The organism is Duganella dendranthematis, from assembly GCF_012849375.1.
GTDB lineage: Bacteria > Pseudomonadota > Gammaproteobacteria > Burkholderiales > Burkholderiaceae_D > Rugamonas > Rugamonas dendranthematis.
Genome location: NZ_CP051684.1, coordinates 2,427,752 through 2,444,041 on the forward strand (window position 1 = coordinate 2,427,752; position 16,290 = coordinate 2,444,041).

Here is a 16,290-nt window from a genome sequence, read left to right on the forward strand (position 1 = left end):
CCAAACATAGAGTCGCTCAACGACATCGACGCCTATTTGGTTGAGCACGAGGATGCCGATGCTCACTTGGTAAAGGCACTACATTCATCGAAATATCTAGAGCTGTGGAAAGATGAGTTTACGCGAAACTTTTGGCAATACAACGTCGCACTAATCGAAGGACATCGCGGATCAGATAAACGCAAGCGCCGTTATTGCGAAGAGCTACTTGAAGACGAAAGACTATGCAAAAATCGGTTTATCCTGAACCACGCAGGGTACGTGACCGTGAATACACTGTACCCACGACAGTACTTTGAGGCGAAGATAGATCTGTATGCAGCCCTAACGGAATTTCATGCTCGTCGCATTAAAGCAGCAACCAATTGGCTTGAACGCAGGGGGCTGGCCAAGTCAGCACCGCCTAGTCTGCTGCGCCCACATACGCCTGAGTGGTTTACCTCGTTGCGAGAATGGAATCCAAAACAAGCCGCAATGTCGGAGGCAGCGATAACGGCAGCCGGCAGCTTAAACGTATGTTCGGTCTGCGCTGATGACCCTGCGCGCGACTATGCGATGGTAAGAATGCCAGCAGCTGGCCCAGGGACATTGAAACTTTGCGAGGATTGTTTCAAGCTTCGCTCTGTCGACGAACCGATGAATCCCTTCTAGAGAAATCGCTTACCAAGTACCGATGTTTGGCATTGAAGCCCATGGCTCTTGGGGCGTAAGTGGCGAGCCTGCTTGCAGCAATTCAATCGAAATATTGTCAGGCGAGCGCACAAATGCCATGTAGCCATCGCGTGGCGGTCGGTTGATCACGACGCCGTGCTCTGCCATTCGTTGGCAGGCCTGATAAATATCGGATACTTCGAATGCCAGGTGGCCAAAATTGCGCCCTCCCTGAACTACACCGGGTCGATTCTTCCCGCACTGAATAACGGCGCATTCTATGGCTCTGCGGGCGCTGGTCAAATTTCGTCAGCAGCTCGTGCTGACTACGCAGAAGCAGCAGCGGTAGTGCTGACCTCTGATGGCCATGTTGGTAAAACTTACGAACTCGCTGGCGATGTGGCATACACGCTCACTGACCTCGCTGCAGAAATTTCGAAGCAGACCGGCAAAGAAATTCCTTATACCAACGTGCCCGAAGCAGATTATGCCGCAGCACTAAAAGGTGCTGGTGTTCCCGCCGGTTTTGCCGAAGCGATCGCATCGTGGGATACGGGAGCAGCAAAGGGTGCGCTGTTTGATAATGGTCATCAGCTCTCCAAACTGCTAGGCCGACCAACCACTACGCTCCAGAACAGCGTCGAACAAGCCCTGGCTTGACGAATGAAGGGTATCCGGACACACATGCCTTAGCTACACACTAACTGGCAGCGGAACAGAATGGAGAATGAAAAACCAAACGGGCTTAAAGATTGTGCCCGTAACCGGGCCAATTCGTGCGGACAATGGCGATATTCTTCGAATTGCGGCTGTCAGAGGAACAGGAATAATTTTTCAGCCACATTTTATCGTTGCAGATGATCTAGCGGCCGGAAGACTCTTACATATCCTTCCTGAATGGGAGTCTCCAGAGTTTGGCATTTTCGCTGTTTATCCTAGTCGGAAACACGTCTCAGCTAAAGTTCGAACCTTCGTCGACTTCCTGAATAATTCACTGGCGGCAGTTTCTCCAATTATCAGCATAGCTTAACCGGCTAGAACCAGTATCGTGATTCTTGGATAGTGGCGCCACGCGAGCTTTGTGTCGAGCCTGTCACCATTGACAGACACAGACTCAGGTCGGTTCGCTAGTATCTCCCTCTCGACATCGTAAGGGACAAACAAAGTGGTGCAAGTCATCAAGCAAATGACGTGCTTTTGTGCCCGCAGCGGGCACAGTCGCCGATCCTGGCCGCCAACTTCAAGATGGCTGACAATCTGTCCTCGTAGAAACCCCACCACTAGATCGGCCATGCAACCAGTACGGGAAATCCGCTAAACCGCAGCACAAAGCTATTCACAGCACTATGTCAAGGCTGACATCGGTCAGCCTTACAGAAAATGGCTGGTCGAACTATTCTTACCTCTGCGAAATATGGGTATCAACTGGCGCACAAAGTGCCGTTTCTTTGCTCGAAAGGATCAAGATGCAACAGCAGGACATTTTAGAGATCGCTCTCAAGTGGGGCGGGCAATTTATGGTCGCCGCACAGGCCAACCTGCTAGGTGCATTGTTCTTGCTAGGCCTGGTCGCACTAGTGCTTTACATGCCGGTTGCGCTGGCCGCGATGGCGCGCACCGCCAGATCGCGCCGGCACTAGTTTGGTCACGAACGTGGCACCGTCAGCTGGATCGAACCTAGTATCCTGTCGCAAATTAGACTGGCTGGCCACAGTACTTATCAGTGATGGTTTCTCATGTGAATCGTTGGTGGGTTCTGGATGCTAGACGATGGCAGGCTGGATGCTAATAACGGTTGTCAGCAATTGGCAAAATCATCACCCAATCAGCGCTTTAGGAATCTCAATTGTCTAAAATTTACATAATTCAAAATAATTGTAAATCGTTGACTTTTAAGCCTACAAATTCCCCGTAACTTTAGTAAATTAAAGACGCGCAGTGACGGGTCTTAAAACCTTATTCCACCGTTACAGACTTGGCCAGATTGCGCGGCTTATCGACGTCAGTGCCGCGTGCCACCGCCGTGTGATAGGCCAGCAGCTGCAGTGACACCACGTGCAGGATCGGCGACAGCAGGCCGTAGTGTTCCGGCAGTCGGATCACGTGCACGCCTTCGCCCGACGTGATGCGCGAGTCGACGTCGGCGAACACGTACAGCTGGCCGCCGCGCGCGCGCACTTCCTGCATATTCGACTTGAGCTTCTCGATCAGCGCGTCGTTCGGCGCCACCGTCACCACCGGCATCTCTTCCGTCACCAGCGCCAGTGGGCCGTGCTTCAATTCACCTGCCGGATAGGCTTCGGCGTGAATGTAGGAAATCTCTTTCAGCTTGAGCGCGCCTTCCAGCGCGATCGGGTAGTGCATGCCGCGGCCGAGGAACAGGGCGTTTTCCTTGCGCGCGAAGTCTTCGGCCCAGGCGATGATCTGGGGTTCAAGCGCCAGCACCGAGGCGATCGCCAGCGGCAGGTGCCGCATCGATTTCAGGTGTTCGGCTTCTTCGGCGTCGGTCAGGCGGCCGTTGATTTGCGCCAGCGCCAGCGTCAGCAGGAACAGCCCGGCCAGCTGGGTGGTGAAGGCTTTGGTCGAAGCCACGCCCACTTCAACGCCGGCGCGGGTGATGTAGGCCAGTTTGCATTCGCGCACCATGGCGCTGGTGGCGACGTTGCAGATGGTCAGCGTGTGTTCCATGCCGAGGCTGCGCGCGTGCTTGAGCGCGGCCAGCGTGTCGGCGGTTTCGCCGCTCTGCGAGATAGTCACGACCAGCGTGTTCGGATGCGGCACGCTGTCGCGGTAGCGGTATTCGGACGCGATTTCGACGTTGACCGGAATCTTGGCCACCGATTCGATCCAGTATTTGGCGGTCAGGCCCGAGTAGTAGCTGGTGCCGCAGGCCAGGATCAGCACGCGGTCGATCTGCTTGAAGACGTTGTAGGCGCCGTCGCCAAACAGCTCGGGCATGATGCCGGTGACGCCTTCCAGCGTGTCGCCGATGACGCGCGGCTGCTCGAAGATTTCTTTCTGCATGTAGTGGCGGTACGGGCCCAGCTCGGCCGCGCCGGTGTGCGCCTGCACGGTTTTGACGTCGCGCTGCGCCGGCTTGCCGTTGCTGTCGACGATCCACACCCGGCCCAGTTGCAGGTCGACCACGTCGCCTTCTTCCAGGTAGATGATCTGGTCGGTGGTGCCGGCCAGCGCCATGGCGTCCGACGCGACGAAGTTTTCGCCCTGCCCGACGCCGACGATCAGCGGCGAGCCCTGGCGCGCGGCCACCACGCGGTGCGGTTCCTCGCGGTGGAAGACGGCGATCGCATAGGCGCCGGTCAGGCGCTTGACGGCTTGCTGCACGGTGTCGAACAGGTCGCCGTTGTACATGTGGTCGACCAGGTGGGCGATGACTTCGGTGTCGGTCTGGCTCTGGAACACGTAGCCGAGCGCGGTCAGTTCGGCGCGCAGTTCGTCGTGGTTTTCAATAATGCCGTTGTGGACCAGGGCGATGCGCGCCAGGTCGGCCGACGGCGAGAAGTGGGGGTGGGCGTTGTGCGAGGCCGGCGCACCGTGCGTGGCCCAGCGGGTGTGGGCGATGCCGGTGAAGCCTTTCAGGTGCGCCTCCTCAATTTGCTGTTCGAGGTCGGTCACGCGCGAGGTGCTGCGCGAACGTTGCAACTGGCCATCCACGTGCAGGGCGACGCCGCAGGAATCGTAACCACGGTATTCCAGGCGCTTCAGGCCTTCCAGCAGGATGGGAGTGATATTGCGTTGCGCTACCGCGCCGACGATGCCGCACATGGGAAACCTCTTCAATTAAGTCAGGAAACCATCGTAGAACAGCGGCGATGAAATAAGCTTTCTAATTACCGTCATATTTGGCATAAAATTTCATCATCCACAGTGACTGAAATATTCTTTCAATAAACCATGATAGATGAAATAGATCGTCGCATTCTGAATGCGCTGCAAGTTGATGCTTCTCAAACCAATGCCGAATTGGCGGCCGCCGTGCACGTCTCGCCACCGACTTGCTTGCGGCGGGTCAAGCAATTGCGCGAATCGGGCGTGATCCAGCGCCAGGTGGCGATCGTGGCGCCGGAAAAGGTCGGCCCCAGCCTGACGGCGCTTGTGGAAATCTCGCTAGATATCCAGGCCGCCGAGCGCATGACCGAGTTCGAGGCGCTGGTAGCTGGCGAGGCGGCCGTGCTGCAATGCTATCGCGTGGCGCCAGGGCCGGATTTTGTGCTGGTGATCCAGGTGGCGGATATGCCGGCGTACAACGCGCTGGCACACCGCCTGTTCGCAAGCCACGCCAATGTGCGGAATGTGAAGGCGTATTTCTCCACTTTCCGCAGCAAATTCGAGACCCGCGTTGCCCTGTGAACAAAGTTATACAGGCTTATCCCAAGGATAAAGACAGGCTATCCAAAGGCTTATACAGGGCTTTTCCTCAGCTTATGCACGCGCTTATCCATGGACTGTTCACAGATTTAATCACAAGCTTATCCACAGGCGTTTTCAGAACTTCGCCGTCAACGAAAGGCTGATGTTGCGCGGTTCTCCCCAGAATACGCCGTCGTAGAAGCCGATGTTGCGGTAGTACTTTTTGTCGGTCAGGTTGCTGATGTTTAGCTGGGCGTGCAGATTGCGGTTGATGTCGTAGCCCGCCATCACGCTCAGCAGCGCGTAGCCGCCCTGGGTCAGGCGCGCCAGCGGTGCACCGGCCGGCGCTTGCGGACGGCCGTACCAGGATTCGCTCCAGATCGCACTTTGCGCCTGCACGCTGCCGCCCACTTTCAGGCCCGGCAGCACGCTGTCCAGTTTGTAGGCGCTGGACAGGCGCAGCAGGTGACGCGGCTGGGTCGGCTCGCCGCGCTGGCCATCGGCCGTGGCCACGTCCAGGTAGGTGTAGCCGCCGCTCAGGTTCCAGTTGGCCGACAGCTGGCCGGACAGGTCGAACTCGACGCCGCGCGCGGTCAGGCCGTCGCCATCGGCCACGTAGGCCATGCTGCCGTCCGGCAGCAGGAAGCCGCTCGGCACGCTGCGGTCCAGCAGCGCCAGGTTCTTCTTCAGCGTGCGGAACACGGCGGCCGAGGCGTTCAGGCGCTTGTCGAAGAATTCTCCCTTGATGCCGATTTCGCTGTTGGTACCGGTTTCCGGCGCCAGCAGGTGGTTGTTCTTGTCCTTGCGCGTTTGCGGATTGAACAGCGAGGTGTAGCTGGCGTACAGCGACAACTGGTGATTCAGGTCGTAGACCAGGCCGGCATACGGCGTGGTTTCGTTCCTGGTCTCTTGCAGGTTGCTGCTGCCGGTGAAGTTGCCGCTGGTGTCGAAGGCCGAGTCCTCGGTGCGGTAGTTGCTCAGGCGCGCGCCGGCGATCAAAGTCAGCGGCTCAGTCAGGCTGAAGCGGCCGGCGATGTAGGCGCCGCCCAGTTTGGTTTCGGTCTCGGTGTGCGAGCCGTCCGGCGTGAAGGTCGGCTTGGGGATGTTGCCGGTCCAGCTGCGGTAGTCGGGAATCGCGGCCGGGTACAGGACGCTGGCGGTGCCGCCCTGGCTGCTGCTGACCTGCTTGCCGCCGTTCCAGCCGGCGATCAGCGTGTGCTGGCGGCCCAGCAGCGTAAACGGGCCGGTGGCGTACAGGTCGTAGTTGTCGTTGATGGCCTTGCCTTCGCCCCAGACGCCGCTCCACAAGCTCATGCCGCCGCCGGTGACGATGTTGGGGTGGCCGGAGCCGCCATAGGCCACGGTGGTGTTGTTGCGACTGTCGGTGCGGGCGTAGCCCAGGTGCAGCTTCCAGCCGGCGCCGAAGCGCTGGTCGAGCGAGGCGAAGGCGGTTTGCTGCTTGTTGGCCCAGGTGCTCCATGGCGTGGTCAGCGTGAAGTTGCGTGGCATATTGGCCAGCGTGCCGTCGGCGTTCCAGTAGGGCACGGCGCCCCAGGTGGCGCCGGTCGGCGTGTTGCGCTGGAAGTCGATGCCGGCGGTCAGTAGCGTGCCCGGCGTCAAATCGGCTTCGACAATCGCCATGCCGACGGTTTTGCGCTCGTGGTACAGGTCGATGTAGGAATCGCGGTCTTCATGGGCGAGGGCGACGCGGCCGCGTACCTTGCCGTCCGGGCTCAGCGGCGAACTCAAGTCGACCTCGGCGCGTTGGTCGTCCCAGCGGCGCAGGATGACGCTGGCGCTGCCTTGCAGGATGCGGCCGGGGCGCTTGCGCACCATGTTGACGGCGGCCGAAGGGTCGCCGGTGCCGCCCATCAGGCCGGTGGCGCCGCGCACCACTTCGATGCGGTCGTAGAGGATGGTATCCGACAGTGGCGAATTGGAGCCCATCGGCATGCCGTCCACCTGGATGTTGGTGATGCTGAAGCCGCGCGCGTAGAAGCTGGTGCGTTCGCTATCCTGCTGGCCGATCATGACGCCGGTGGTCAGGCCCAGCGCTTCGTCCAGGCGATTGATGCCGAAGTCGTCCATCAGCGCACGGCTGATCACGCTGACCGATTGCGGCGTGTCGCGGATCGACATTTCCATGCGGGTGGAGGTGTGGGCCGAGCCGGCCGCGTAGGAATCATCGCTGCTGTTCTGGCCTTTGACCTCGACTTTGGTGATCGGCTCTTCTTCAGCGGCCAGTGCAGGGTAGGCGGCGCCCAGCGCCAATGCCAGTGCGGTGATGTGCAACTTGTGATTCATCTTACATTCCCATTTTGTTGTGATTGGTACTAGTAAGACCGGCGATCACAAAAAAGGGGACACGCTTTATGCGGCCGCCATCAGGCATTGCATGAAGGCCGCCGCCATGTAGCGCTTGACGGTGCGCACGGTGACGCCGAGGCGCTGGCCGATGTCGCTGTAGCCCAGCCCTTCCAGTTGCGACAGCAGGAAGGCTTCGCGCGTCTTGGGCGGCAGGCCGTCCAGCATGCGGTCGATTTCGTGCAGGGATTCGAGGATCAGCAGCCGTTCTTCCGGTGACGGCGCCTGGCAGGGCGGCAGCTGGACCAGCACTTCGAGATAGGCGCGTTCCAGCGACTGCCGCTCGGCGTAGTTGATCAGCAGGCGCTGCGCCACCGTGGCAAGATAGGCGCGCGGTTCGCGCATGGCGGCGCAGCAGTGCTCGGGCTGGCACAGGATGCGAACAAAGGTTTCCTGCGCCAGGTCGGCAGCGTAATCGGCGCCGTTGGCCTGGCGGCGCAGCCAGCCGAGCAGCCAGCGGTGATGGTCTGCGTACAAATTGCCTACGTCGGAGCGGGGTGCGATCGGGTGCACAACGGCCTAATTATTGAATGAGAATTATTCTCATCGTAGCATTTTTAGTATTATTTGGCCAACACGGCTGATTTATCCCATGGTTATCCGAGGGATATTCCATGCCTTCTCCACAGCTTTATACACAGCGATATTGCGCTGTAAAAAGTTATCCTGCACTTATCCGCGCCTTATCCCGCACTTGCTCCAGTGCTTACACACAGAGTTATGCACATTTGCTGAAAAACCGGGCTGGGTGGTGATGACTACGGCAACATGCAAGCCTTGTATACCTCGCTTGCGAATAAATGGTGTACTTGCACACCTGTTTTCCCACGCTTAATCAGGTCTTACTCACAACGTTATCCACAATAAAAAACGGCGCCCGCAGGCGCCGCTTGGCATAACTGGGCTCAGCCCGCTTATTTTTTGATCTTGACCGGACGGGTCCAGTTTTCGATGGTGACCTGGCGCGGACGCGAAACGGTCAGCTTGCCGGCCGGCGCATCCTTGGTCAGCGTGGTGCCGGCGCCAAGCGTCGCGCCTTTGCCGACGGTGACCGGGGCCACCAGCTGGCTGTCGCTGCCGATGAAGCAGTCGTCTTCGATAACGGTGCGGAATTTGTTGGCGCCGTCGTAATTGCAGGTGATGACGCCGGCACCGATGTTGACACGCGAGCCAATAGTGGCGTCGCCGATGTAGGCCAGGTGGTTGGCCTTGCTGTGCGCGGCGACCTGGCCGTTTTTGATTTCGACAAAGTTACCCACATGTACATCCTCGGCCAGCACGGTGCCGGGGCGCAGACGCGCATACGGACCGATCAGCGAGGCTTCGCCGACCACCGCTTCCTCGATGTGGCAGAACGGCTTGATCTGCGCGCCGGCCAGGATGCGGGCGTTGACCAGCACGCTGTGGGCGGCGATGTGCACGCCGTCGCCCAGTTCAACCTTGCCTTCGAACACGCAGCCGACATCGATGGTGACGTCGCGGCCGCAGATCAGTTCGCCGCGCACATCGATGCGCGACGGGTCCATCAGCGTCACGCCCTGTTCCAGCAGGCGGTTGGCGATGTTGCGCTGGTGGATGCGTTCCAGCTCGGCCAGCTGGACCTTGCTGTTGACGCCGGCAACTTCCCACTGGGCAGACGGCTGGGCAGACACCACCGGCACGCCGTCCGCCACGGCCAGCGCGACGATGTCGGTCAGGTAATACTCGCCCTGGGCGTTGTCGTTCTTGATCGCGCCCAGCCACTTCTTCAGCAGCGGGGTAGGCGCGACCATAATGCCGCTGTTGATCTCTTTGATGGCACGTTCGGCCTCGTTGGCATCTTTTTGCTCGACGATGCGCACTATGTGCCCGTCCACACGGACGATTCTGCCCAACCCTGTAGGATCAGCTTGTTCAACCGTCAGAATACCAAGCTTGTCGTTACCGGCGGCGCTCACCAGTGCCTGCAGCGAAGCGGTGGTCGTCAGCGGCACGTCGCCATATAGGATCAGGGTCGGGACCTTGTCGTCCAGTTCCGGCAGCGCCTGGATCACGGCGTGGCCGGTGCCCAGTTGCTGTTCCTGCAGCGCAGTGGAAATCTGCTCCGGCTGCTTTGCGAGCAGCGCCTGCACGGCTGCGCCGCCATGCCCGTAGATCACGCATAATCTGCTGGCGGACAGGCTGCGTGCCGTATCCAACACGTGCTGCAGCAGCGGCTTGCCCGCCAGAGGATGCAAAACTTTCGGCAGCGCAGATTGCATGCGCTTGCCCATGCCGGCGGCGAGGATTACGACGTTCATAGAGGTGCCAAATCGAGAGAGTGTCAAATGCAAAAGTCTAACATGCCCCTGCCAGCCCGCCGGACCTTCTACAGCCTGTTCCTGATCGCGCTCATGGCCGTGCTGGCCGGCTGCAGTTCGCTGCGGCTGGCCTATAACAATGGCGACACGCTGCTGTACTGGTGGATCGACGGCTATGTCGACCTGACCTCGGAGCAGAAGGGCGCGGTCAAGGAAGATATCGACAAGCTGTTCCACTGGCATCGCAAGACCCAGCTGAACGATTACGCCCAGCTGCTGCAAACCGCACAGCGCCAGTTGGCCGCCGGCGCCACCCAGGCCGACTTGCAAACCGATTTCGACGACATCAAGAAACGCACCGAGTCTCTGCTGCTGAAGGCGACCCCGGAACTGGCCGAGCTGGCGCGTTCGCTGCAACCAGACCAGATCGCCACGCTGGAGCGCAAGTTTGCCGCCAACAACGCCGACTTCCGCAAGAAAAACATGCGCGGCGACCGCGAGGCGCAACAGCGCTTCCGCTACAAGAAATCGATGGAGCAATTCGAGCTATGGTTCGGCAGCTTTAGCTCCGAGCAGGAAGCGGCGATCCGCAAGGCATCCGATGCGCGTCCACTCAACAATGAGATCTGGCTGGATGAACGCACCCGCCGTCAAAACAACATCCTGGCGGCGGTGCGCAAGGTGCAGAGCGAGAAGCTGAGCCAGGAAGCCACGCAGACGCTGATCCAGGGCTTGATCAAGGACGGCTTCCAGCGGCTGGAAACCTCCGACCGCAAAGCCTTCTTCGACAGCTATGAGGCGGCCAACCTGCAACTGGTGCTGACGGTGATTAACATTGCGACGCCGGCGCAAAAAGCCCACGCGCAGCGCCGCATGCAGGGCTGGATCGACGACTTCCGGACCTTGGCGGCGGATCAGCGCTAGGGCGGCGATAAGCGCTGCTGTGGTATCATGGCCTGTTGAATCAATGACTTAGAACAGCGTCACATGCCAAAGAAGCCCTCCAGCAAGCCCGCCAAACCAGCCAAGGTGCCGGTCCACGGTCCGCAACACGCCAACCAGGTGCGCATTATCGGTGGCCAGTGGAAACGCACGCCGTTGCCAGTGCTCAGCGCGCTGGGCCTGCGGCCGACGCCTGACCGCGTGCGCGAAACCGCGTTCAACTGGATCAACCACCAGCGCGACGCCAACTGGGCCAATGCGCAGGTGCTGGACCTGTTCGCCGGCAGCGGCGCTTTGGGCTTTGAAGCGGCCAGCCGTGGCGCGCAGTCGGTGACCATGATCGACAGTAACGCGCAAGTCACGCGCCAGCTGGAAGAAATCAAACTGAAGCTGAAGGCCGAGAATGTCCAGATCATGCGCGGCGACGCGCTGTCGGTGGCGCAATCGGCCGCCGCGCGCGGCCAGCGCTACGACCTGATCTTCCTCGATCCGCCATATCAGCAGAGCTTGCTGGAAAAAACCCTGCCGCTGTGCAGCAAACTGCTCAAAGAGGGCGGCCTGGTGTATGCCGAGTCCGGGCTTGCGCTGGAGTTCGCCGAAGGCGAGGCGCCGGAATGGCTGGCGGACTGGGAAATCATTCGGGCTGACAAAGCGGGAATGGTGTTCTATCATTTATTAAAATACAAATCCTGACTGGCTGTATTTCCTGCTAAAACCGCCCCAAATTAAGGCAATTTTAAGCAAAAGCCGATTTTCAGGCATAATGCGCGTTCTATATTGGTGCACTGCAAGGAGCCGCAATGGTAGTAGCTGTTTATCCAGGAACTTTCGATCCGCTGACCCGTGGTCACGAAGATCTGGTGCGTCGCGCATCCGGTCTGTTCGACACGCTGGTGGTTGGCGTGGCCGACAGTAAGAACAAGAAGCCTTTCTTCTCGCTGGATGAACGCCTGGAAATTGCCAATGAGGTGCTGGGCCATTATCCCAACGTGCGGGTGGAGAGTTTCTCCGGCCTGCTGAAGGACTTCGTGCGCGACCACGATGCCCGCGTCATTGTCCGCGGCCTGCGCGCAGTCTCCGACTTTGAGTACGAGTTCCAAATGGCGGGCATGAACCGCTACCTGCTGCCGGACGTCGAGACCATGTTCCTGACGCCGTCCGACCAGTATCAATTCATCTCCGGCACCATCGTGCGTGAAATCGCCATGCTGGGCGGGGATGTCTCCAAGTTTGTATTCCCATCGGTGGACCGTTGGCTGAAGAAGAAGATCGCCGCCAACCCCACCGACCAGGCAACGTAAGCGAGTTCTGTCATGGCGTTAATGATCACCGACGACTGTATTAATTGCGACGTATGCGAGCCCGAGTGCCCGAACGACGCCATTTACATGGGTGCGGAAATTTACGAAATCAATCCGGATAAATGCACCGAATGCGTCGGCCACTTCGATGAGCCGCAATGTCAGCAGGTGTGCCCGGTCAGCTGCATCCCGTTCAATCCGGACGTGCGCGAAACCAAGGACCAGCTGTTCGCCAAGTTCGAACTGCTGCAGATCGCCAAGGCCTGAGAAGCCAAACTCTACAAAAAAGCATGACCGTGCGGCCACTCACGCCGCTGGGTCTCCATGGTGGTATAGTCCGATCACCCCTATCACGGAGACATTCATGAACCGTAGAACCATTCTGCATACCCTGATGGCCGTCGCGATCGCTGCGGCGCTGCCTTCCTTCGCTTTTGCCGCCGTCGATGTGGCTGGCGTCAAGTTCGACGATACCGTTACCGTGGGCGGCCAGCAGCTCAAGCTGAACGGCGCCGGCCTGCGTACCAAGGTCATCTTCAAAGTCTATGCGGCCGGTTTATACCTGACGGACAAGAAATCGACCGTACCGGACGTGCTGGCGGTACCGGGTCCGCGCCGCGTGGCCATCACCATGCTGCGCGAAGTCAGCTCGGAAGAGTTCGGCAAGGCCTTCACGGACGGCCTCAACGCCAATACCGGCAAGGACGAGCGCAACAAGATCCTGCCGCAAATCATGAAGTTTGGTGAAGTGTTCGCGCAGACGCCGGTGTTGAAGAAGGGCGACCAGCTGTCGCTGGACTGGACCCCGAACGACGGCACCCAGTGCTATTTGAATGGCAAGAAAATCGGGGAATTGATGCCGGACCTGGCGTTCTATAACGCCGTGCTGCGTATCTGGCTGGGTGATAAGCCGGTGGACAGTTCGTTGAAACCGGCGCTGCTCGGCGAAAAGTAATGCTGCGTCGCAGTATCAGGCACGCGTCGCCAGCTGGCGGCGCTGCAGGCGTTGTTCGCGCGTCAACTTCGGCTTGACCACCAACACGGCGGCGCGCGCGCAGCCCAGCAGCAGGGGCTTGAACAGCACCACCAGACCACCGATCACGCCGACCAGCAGCGCCAGCTTCATCACAGCAAACAGCGCGGCGAACAGAGAAAAATCTTGTATTGCGGAAATCATGATGGACACAGTTTAGCGGTAGCTTTAGAATCTGCTGTAACTATAGTGCGCCGCAACATAGTTATCCAATTTCCTTTCGCGATAACAATTATGCGATTGGTGAATGGACTGTGCTATCGTTATTTCTCCAACATCTACTCCCCTGAGCCGCCATGAGCTTTCTGACGCTGGACCTGAACCTGCTGCGTGTTTTCGACGCCGTGATGACAGAGCAAAATCTGACACGCGCCGCCGGCCATCTGGCCATGACCCAGCCGGCGGTATCCAACGCCATCAAGCGCCTGCGCGAAAGCCTCGGCGATGAACTGCTGATCCGCACCGCCTACGGCGTCAAGCCGACGCCGCGCGCAGAAGCGCTGTGGCCGTCCGTGCGCGGCGCGCTGGCCAGCCTGGAAGCGGCGGTGGCGCCGGAGACCTTTGACGTCTCGGCCGCCCACGCCACCTTCCGCATGGCGATGGCCGATGCGACCGCCGCCATGTGGCTGCCGTCGCTGATGCGCTCGATCGAGAGCGAAGCGCCTGGTATCAACGTGCGCATGGTGCCGCTGACCACGCGCGAGCCGCGGCCAATGCTGCTGCGCGGCGATATCGACCTGGCGGTCGGCTTCTTCCCCGGCGTGGCGGCGCAGCTGTCGTATGAGACCGGTTCGCCGATCCGTCACGAGCGCCTGTATTCCGGTAAATATGTGTGCGTAATGCGGCGCGACCATCCGCTGGCCAAGGTCGAACTGAACCTGGACAACTATTGCGCCGCCAATCATTTGCTGGTGAGTTTCTCCGGCCGCGCGCATGGCCTGGTTGACGAGGCGCTGGCGCAGATTCAGCGCGAACGCCGCATCCTGTTGACCGTCAACCAGTTCTTCACGGCCGGCCGCGTGGTGGCCAACTCTGATTTGATCACCGTGCTGCCGCGCCACCTGATCGCCGCCACCGGCATGACCGATGCGCTGGCGCACAAGGAATTGCCGTTCCAGCTGCCGGCGGTCCACCTGGACATGCTGTGGCACGAACGCGATGCGCGCAGCCCGGCGCACAAATGGCTGCGCACCCATCTGGAAAAGATGAACACCCAGACCCAGCGCGCGGTCAACACCCTGCCAACGCCAACCCAGGCGCCGGCTTCTTCCCGTTAATGACTGGAGCGGTATCCAATGCGGAAACCGCCCCAGTGCTTGCCATCCACATAAATCGGCGCCGACAGGTCGTGCATGACCTCGCCGGTATCGCGCTTGTACGTCTGTAGCAGGAACGGCTTGGTATTCGATCCGCAGCGCTTGCCCGTGCGGTCGCTGAAGATCCGCTTGGTACGATTGTTGACGATGTCGATATCGTAGTTGCCGGTCAGCGGCTGCGAAAATTTCTTGTTATGGGTGGGGAAATAGCCGTTGTTATCCACCGTGCCGGCGTAGGCCAGTTGCGGCATGGCTTGCAGCAAGCCTTCCTGCAAGGACGGCAGCACGCGGTCGGTGAAATCGTCGAACCTGGTCTTGTGCTTGGGCGGATCGGTGTTCGGGATCGGCGTGTAGTGACGGTCCCACAGCGCCTCGCGGGTGATCTGGCCGCTGGCGATGGCGCGCTCGAAGATGCGGCCCACTTCCGCCGCCGCCCGTTGCGCCGCCTCGCGGATCGCATCGTGCGAGGTTTCGATCGACGATTCGCCCAGTGCGCCGGTGATGATTTCCGCCCGTTCCGCCAGCGCCATGGCCGAGCTGGCCGCGCGCGGCAATTCTTTCTCGGTGGATAACAGGCTGTCGCGAATGCTGGCGATGGCGTGGGCGATTTCCTCGGTGGTGACGACGTGCTCACGCGACGCCCGGGCGATCTGGCCGATTTCATCTTCCGACACGCCCGACGACTGCTCGATATTGCCCAGCAGCCCGTGCACGGTTTCCACATTGCCGGCGGCCTCGCTGACCTTGACGGCCAGCGAATTCATGCCGGTGGCGGCCTTTTCCGCCTGCTGATTAATCTCGCGCACCATGGCACTGATTTCATCGGTGGCCTCCTTGGTGCGCAGCGCCAGCTGACGCACCTCGCTGGCGACCACGGCAAAGCCACGGCCCTGTTCACCGGCGCGCGCGGCCTCGATGGCGGCATTCAGCGCCAGCAGGTTGGTGCGGGCGGAGATTTCGCTGATGGCCTCGGTAAAGCCGTAGATTTTGCGGGAATTGGTTTGCAGCGCCGTCATCACAGCGGCGGCGGTCTGGGCGTCCTGGCGAGCGGTGCGGATGCGTTGCAGGCCATGGTCGGCCTCGGCGCGGCCGGCCACGGTTTCGCCGCGCACCTGGGCGGCGATCTTGGCGGCGCGCTCGGCATTGGCGGCGATACGCTCGGTGGTGTCGGCGTTCAGGCTCGAGCTTTGGACGATGCCGCCGGCGGTGCGGACGTCCAGTTCGATTTTCTTCTTGACCGAGTCGACGAAATACGAAGTTTCCGCCGCGCCGATCATGATGGCGTCGATTTCATCGCCAACCGTCTGGGCGAACTGTCGCACGCCGCCCTCGTCGCTATTCTGGCGCGCGGCCCACCACGCCACGGCGGCTCCGCCCAGCGCGGCGGGAATGGCCGCCATGATGGGGCCGGCGCCCGCCAGGTTGAACAAATAGGCGAGGCAGGTACCGCCTGCCGTCGCTCCCAAAATCCACAATCCACGCTGCACCAACTTCTGCTGCAAAAGCTTCATCTGTCCCCCGTTGTTCAACAGGCGCCTTGGGCGTCTCCAAATTTTATTTCTTTGATGCTATTTTATGGGCAACTTGGTGGTATTCTTGACTTCTTCCATCACGGCGTAGGTGTGGGTTTCACGCACGCCTTTCTGGAGCAGGGTTTTACCCAGGAATTCGCGGTAGGCCGCCATGTCCTTGACGCGGGCTTTGACCAGGTAGTCGAAGCCGCCGGCAACCATGTGGCATTCCAGCACTTCCGGGATGACCTGCACGCTGTGTTTGAAGGCGTCGAAGACTTCGGGTGTGGTGCGGTCCAGCACGACCTCGATGAAGACCAGCAGGGAGACATCCAGCAGTTGCGGATTCAACTGGGCGGTGTAACCCATGATATACCCGGACTCGTGCAGCTTACGCACACGTTCCAGGCAAGCGGCGGGAGACAGATTCACCCGCGCGGCCAGCTCCACGTTGGAGATCCGGCCATCGCTCTGCAATTCCATCAAGATTTTTTTGCTGATCTTGTCTAACATTTCCGGGAA

At 59.9% G+C, this 16,290-nt stretch carries 19 protein-coding genes; 11 read left to right on the forward strand and 8 right to left on the reverse strand.

The features are described from left to right. Positions 1-36: 36 nt before the first annotated feature. Positions 37-651, forward strand: a complete 615-nt coding sequence (locus HH213_RS29865; RefSeq protein ID WP_217363510.1) for a hypothetical protein — start codon at positions 37-39, stop codon at positions 649-651. 9 nt (positions 652-660) lie between these two features. Here HH213_RS29865 and HH213_RS11170 read toward each other — a convergent pair whose 3' ends face one another. Then, complete coding sequence (locus tag HH213_RS11170; protein ID WP_169112299.1) at positions 661-954, reverse strand: VOC family protein; 294 nt, start codon at positions 952-954, stop codon at positions 661-663. A gap of 45 nt (positions 955-999) precedes the next feature. Between HH213_RS11170 and HH213_RS11175 the strand changes: the two genes are divergently transcribed. From HH213_RS11175 to HH213_RS11185, 3 genes are all read left to right on the forward strand, one after another. Beyond that, complete coding sequence (locus HH213_RS11175; RefSeq protein ID WP_217363511.1) at positions 1,000-1,311, forward strand: Rossmann-fold NAD(P)-binding domain-containing protein; 312 nt, start codon at positions 1,000-1,002, stop codon at positions 1,309-1,311. Positions 1,312-1,378: 67 nt separating this feature from the next. Next, positions 1,379-1,681: a LysR substrate-binding domain-containing protein gene (locus HH213_RS11180; protein WP_229263396.1), complete on the forward strand. Its 303-nt coding sequence runs from the start codon at positions 1,379-1,381 to the stop codon at positions 1,679-1,681. 436 nt (positions 1,682-2,117) lie between these two features. After that, on the forward strand, positions 2,118-2,291 hold the full coding sequence (locus tag HH213_RS11185) for a hypothetical protein (RefSeq protein WP_169112300.1): 174 nt from the start codon (positions 2,118-2,120) through the stop codon (positions 2,289-2,291). A 316-nt stretch (positions 2,292-2,607) separates the two neighbouring features. On the opposite strand, the gene glmS is transcribed toward HH213_RS11185, so the two are convergent. Then, positions 2,608-4,437 carry a glutamine--fructose-6-phosphate transaminase (isomerizing) gene (glmS, locus tag HH213_RS11190; RefSeq protein WP_169112301.1) on the reverse strand — a complete coding sequence of 610 codons (1,830 nt, stop codon included), beginning with the start codon at positions 4,435-4,437 and terminating at the stop codon, positions 2,608-2,610. 129 nt (positions 4,438-4,566) lie between these two features. On the opposite strand from glmS, the gene HH213_RS11195 reads away from it, so the two are divergent. After that, entirely contained in the window at positions 4,567-5,022 is a 456-nt protein-coding gene (locus tag HH213_RS11195; protein ID WP_169112302.1) for an Lrp/AsnC family transcriptional regulator, read from the forward strand. A 135-nt stretch (positions 5,023-5,157) separates the two neighbouring features. Here HH213_RS11195 and HH213_RS11200 read toward each other — a convergent pair whose 3' ends face one another. The 3 genes from HH213_RS11200 to glmU form a co-directional block, all read right to left on the reverse strand. Beyond that, a complete protein-coding gene (locus HH213_RS11200) occupies positions 5,158-7,326 on the reverse strand; it encodes a TonB-dependent siderophore receptor (RefSeq protein WP_169112303.1) in 2,169 nt (722 codons plus the stop codon). Positions 7,327-7,392: 66 nt separating this feature from the next. Then, complete coding sequence (locus HH213_RS11205) at positions 7,393-7,863, reverse strand: sigma-70 family RNA polymerase sigma factor (RefSeq protein ID WP_229263397.1); 471 nt, start codon at positions 7,861-7,863, stop codon at positions 7,393-7,395. Between the two features lie 437 nt (positions 7,864-8,300). Beyond that, a complete protein-coding gene (glmU, locus tag HH213_RS11210; protein WP_169112305.1) occupies positions 8,301-9,665 on the reverse strand; it encodes a bifunctional UDP-N-acetylglucosamine diphosphorylase/glucosamine-1-phosphate N-acetyltransferase GlmU in 1,365 nt (454 codons plus the stop codon). A gap of 42 nt (positions 9,666-9,707) precedes the next feature. Here glmU and HH213_RS11215 point away from each other — a divergent pair, with 42 nt between their 5' ends. The 5 genes from HH213_RS11215 (at position 9,708) to HH213_RS11235 (ending at position 12,863) form a co-directional block, all read left to right on the forward strand. Continuing rightward, complete coding sequence (locus HH213_RS11215; protein WP_110846029.1) at positions 9,708-10,589, forward strand: DUF6279 family lipoprotein; 882 nt, start codon at positions 9,708-9,710, stop codon at positions 10,587-10,589. A 63-nt stretch (positions 10,590-10,652) separates the two neighbouring features. Next, a complete protein-coding gene (gene rsmD / locus HH213_RS11220; RefSeq protein WP_110846030.1) occupies positions 10,653-11,300 on the forward strand; it encodes a 16S rRNA (guanine(966)-N(2))-methyltransferase RsmD in 648 nt (215 codons plus the stop codon). Between the two features lie 107 nt (positions 11,301-11,407). After that, entirely contained in the window at positions 11,408-11,908 is a 501-nt protein-coding gene (gene coaD, locus HH213_RS11225; RefSeq protein ID WP_110846031.1) for a pantetheine-phosphate adenylyltransferase, read from the forward strand. 12 nt (positions 11,909-11,920) lie between these two features. Further along, on the forward strand, positions 11,921-12,175 hold the full coding sequence (locus HH213_RS11230; RefSeq protein WP_110846032.1) for a YfhL family 4Fe-4S dicluster ferredoxin: 255 nt from the start codon (positions 11,921-11,923) through the stop codon (positions 12,173-12,175). Between the two features lie 97 nt (positions 12,176-12,272). After that, positions 12,273-12,863 (forward strand): chalcone isomerase family protein, encoded by a 591-nt coding sequence (locus HH213_RS11235; protein ID WP_169112306.1) that lies wholly within the window; start codon positions 12,273-12,275, stop codon positions 12,861-12,863. Between the two features lie 15 nt (positions 12,864-12,878). Here the strand turns inward: HH213_RS11235 and HH213_RS11240 are convergent, their stop codons facing one another. Then, the gene (locus HH213_RS11240) at positions 12,879-13,085 is read right to left on the reverse strand and encodes a hypothetical protein (RefSeq protein WP_169112307.1); all 207 of its coding nucleotides are present in this window, start codon (positions 13,083-13,085) and stop codon (positions 12,879-12,881) included. Positions 13,086-13,237: 152 nt separating this feature from the next. Here HH213_RS11240 and HH213_RS11245 point away from each other — a divergent pair, with 152 nt between their 5' ends. After that, positions 13,238-14,218, forward strand: coding sequence for a LysR family transcriptional regulator (locus HH213_RS11245; protein WP_110846035.1), 981 nt, complete (start codon positions 13,238-13,240; stop codon positions 14,216-14,218). On the opposite strand, the gene HH213_RS11250 is transcribed toward HH213_RS11245, so the two are convergent. Together HH213_RS11250 and HH213_RS11255 are read right to left on the reverse strand one after the other, a co-directional pair. Then, positions 14,215-15,768 carry a methyl-accepting chemotaxis protein gene (locus HH213_RS11250; protein ID WP_169112308.1) on the reverse strand — a complete coding sequence of 518 codons (1,554 nt, stop codon included), beginning with the start codon at positions 15,766-15,768 and terminating at the stop codon, positions 14,215-14,217. The genes HH213_RS11245 and HH213_RS11250 overlap by 4 nt on opposite strands. Positions 15,769-15,825: 57 nt before the next feature. Further along, entirely contained in the window at positions 15,826-16,281 is a 456-nt protein-coding gene (locus HH213_RS11255) for an Lrp/AsnC ligand binding domain-containing protein (RefSeq protein ID WP_008443393.1), read from the reverse strand. Positions 16,282-16,290: the final 9 nt, after the last annotated feature.

Excerpts from the sequence above, each read along its gene's own strand:
- glmU (WP_169112305.1), bottom strand. The coding sequence starts at position 9,665 with ATGAACGTCGTAATCCTCGCCGCCGGCATGGGCAAGCGCATGCAATCT.
- HH213_RS11215 (WP_110846029.1), top strand. The coding sequence starts at position 9,708 with ATGCCCCTGCCAGCCCGCCGGACCTTCTACAGCCTGTTCCTGATCGCG.
- HH213_RS11200 (WP_169112303.1), bottom strand. The coding sequence starts at position 7,326 with ATGAATCACAAGTTGCACATCACCGCACTGGCATTGGCGCTGGGCGCC.
- HH213_RS11235 (WP_169112306.1), top strand. The coding sequence starts at position 12,273 with ATGAACCGTAGAACCATTCTGCATACCCTGATGGCCGTCGCGATCGCT.
- HH213_RS11250 (WP_169112308.1), bottom strand. The coding sequence starts at position 15,768 with ATGAAGCTTTTGCAGCAGAAGTTGGTGCAGCGTGGATTGTGGATTTTG.
- HH213_RS11230 (WP_110846032.1), top strand. The coding sequence starts at position 11,921 with ATGGCGTTAATGATCACCGACGACTGTATTAATTGCGACGTATGCGAG.
- HH213_RS11245 (WP_110846035.1), top strand. The coding sequence starts at position 13,238 with ATGAGCTTTCTGACGCTGGACCTGAACCTGCTGCGTGTTTTCGACGCC.
- HH213_RS11255 (WP_008443393.1), bottom strand. The coding sequence starts at position 16,281 with ATGTTAGACAAGATCAGCAAAAAAATCTTGATGGAATTGCAGAGCGAT.
- HH213_RS11195 (WP_169112302.1), top strand. The coding sequence starts at position 4,567 with ATGATAGATGAAATAGATCGTCGCATTCTGAATGCGCTGCAAGTTGAT.
- coaD (WP_110846031.1), top strand. The coding sequence starts at position 11,408 with ATGGTAGTAGCTGTTTATCCAGGAACTTTCGATCCGCTGACCCGTGGT.
- HH213_RS11180 (WP_229263396.1), top strand. The coding sequence starts at position 1,379 with ATGAAAAACCAAACGGGCTTAAAGATTGTGCCCGTAACCGGGCCAATT.
- HH213_RS11240 (WP_169112307.1), bottom strand. The coding sequence starts at position 13,085 with ATGATTTCCGCAATACAAGATTTTTCTCTGTTCGCCGCGCTGTTTGCT.
- HH213_RS11185 (WP_169112300.1), top strand. The coding sequence starts at position 2,118 with ATGCAACAGCAGGACATTTTAGAGATCGCTCTCAAGTGGGGCGGGCAA.
- rsmD (WP_110846030.1), top strand. The coding sequence starts at position 10,653 with ATGCCAAAGAAGCCCTCCAGCAAGCCCGCCAAACCAGCCAAGGTGCCG.
- glmS (WP_169112301.1), bottom strand. The coding sequence starts at position 4,437 with ATGTGCGGCATCGTCGGCGCGGTAGCGCAACGCAATATCACTCCCATC.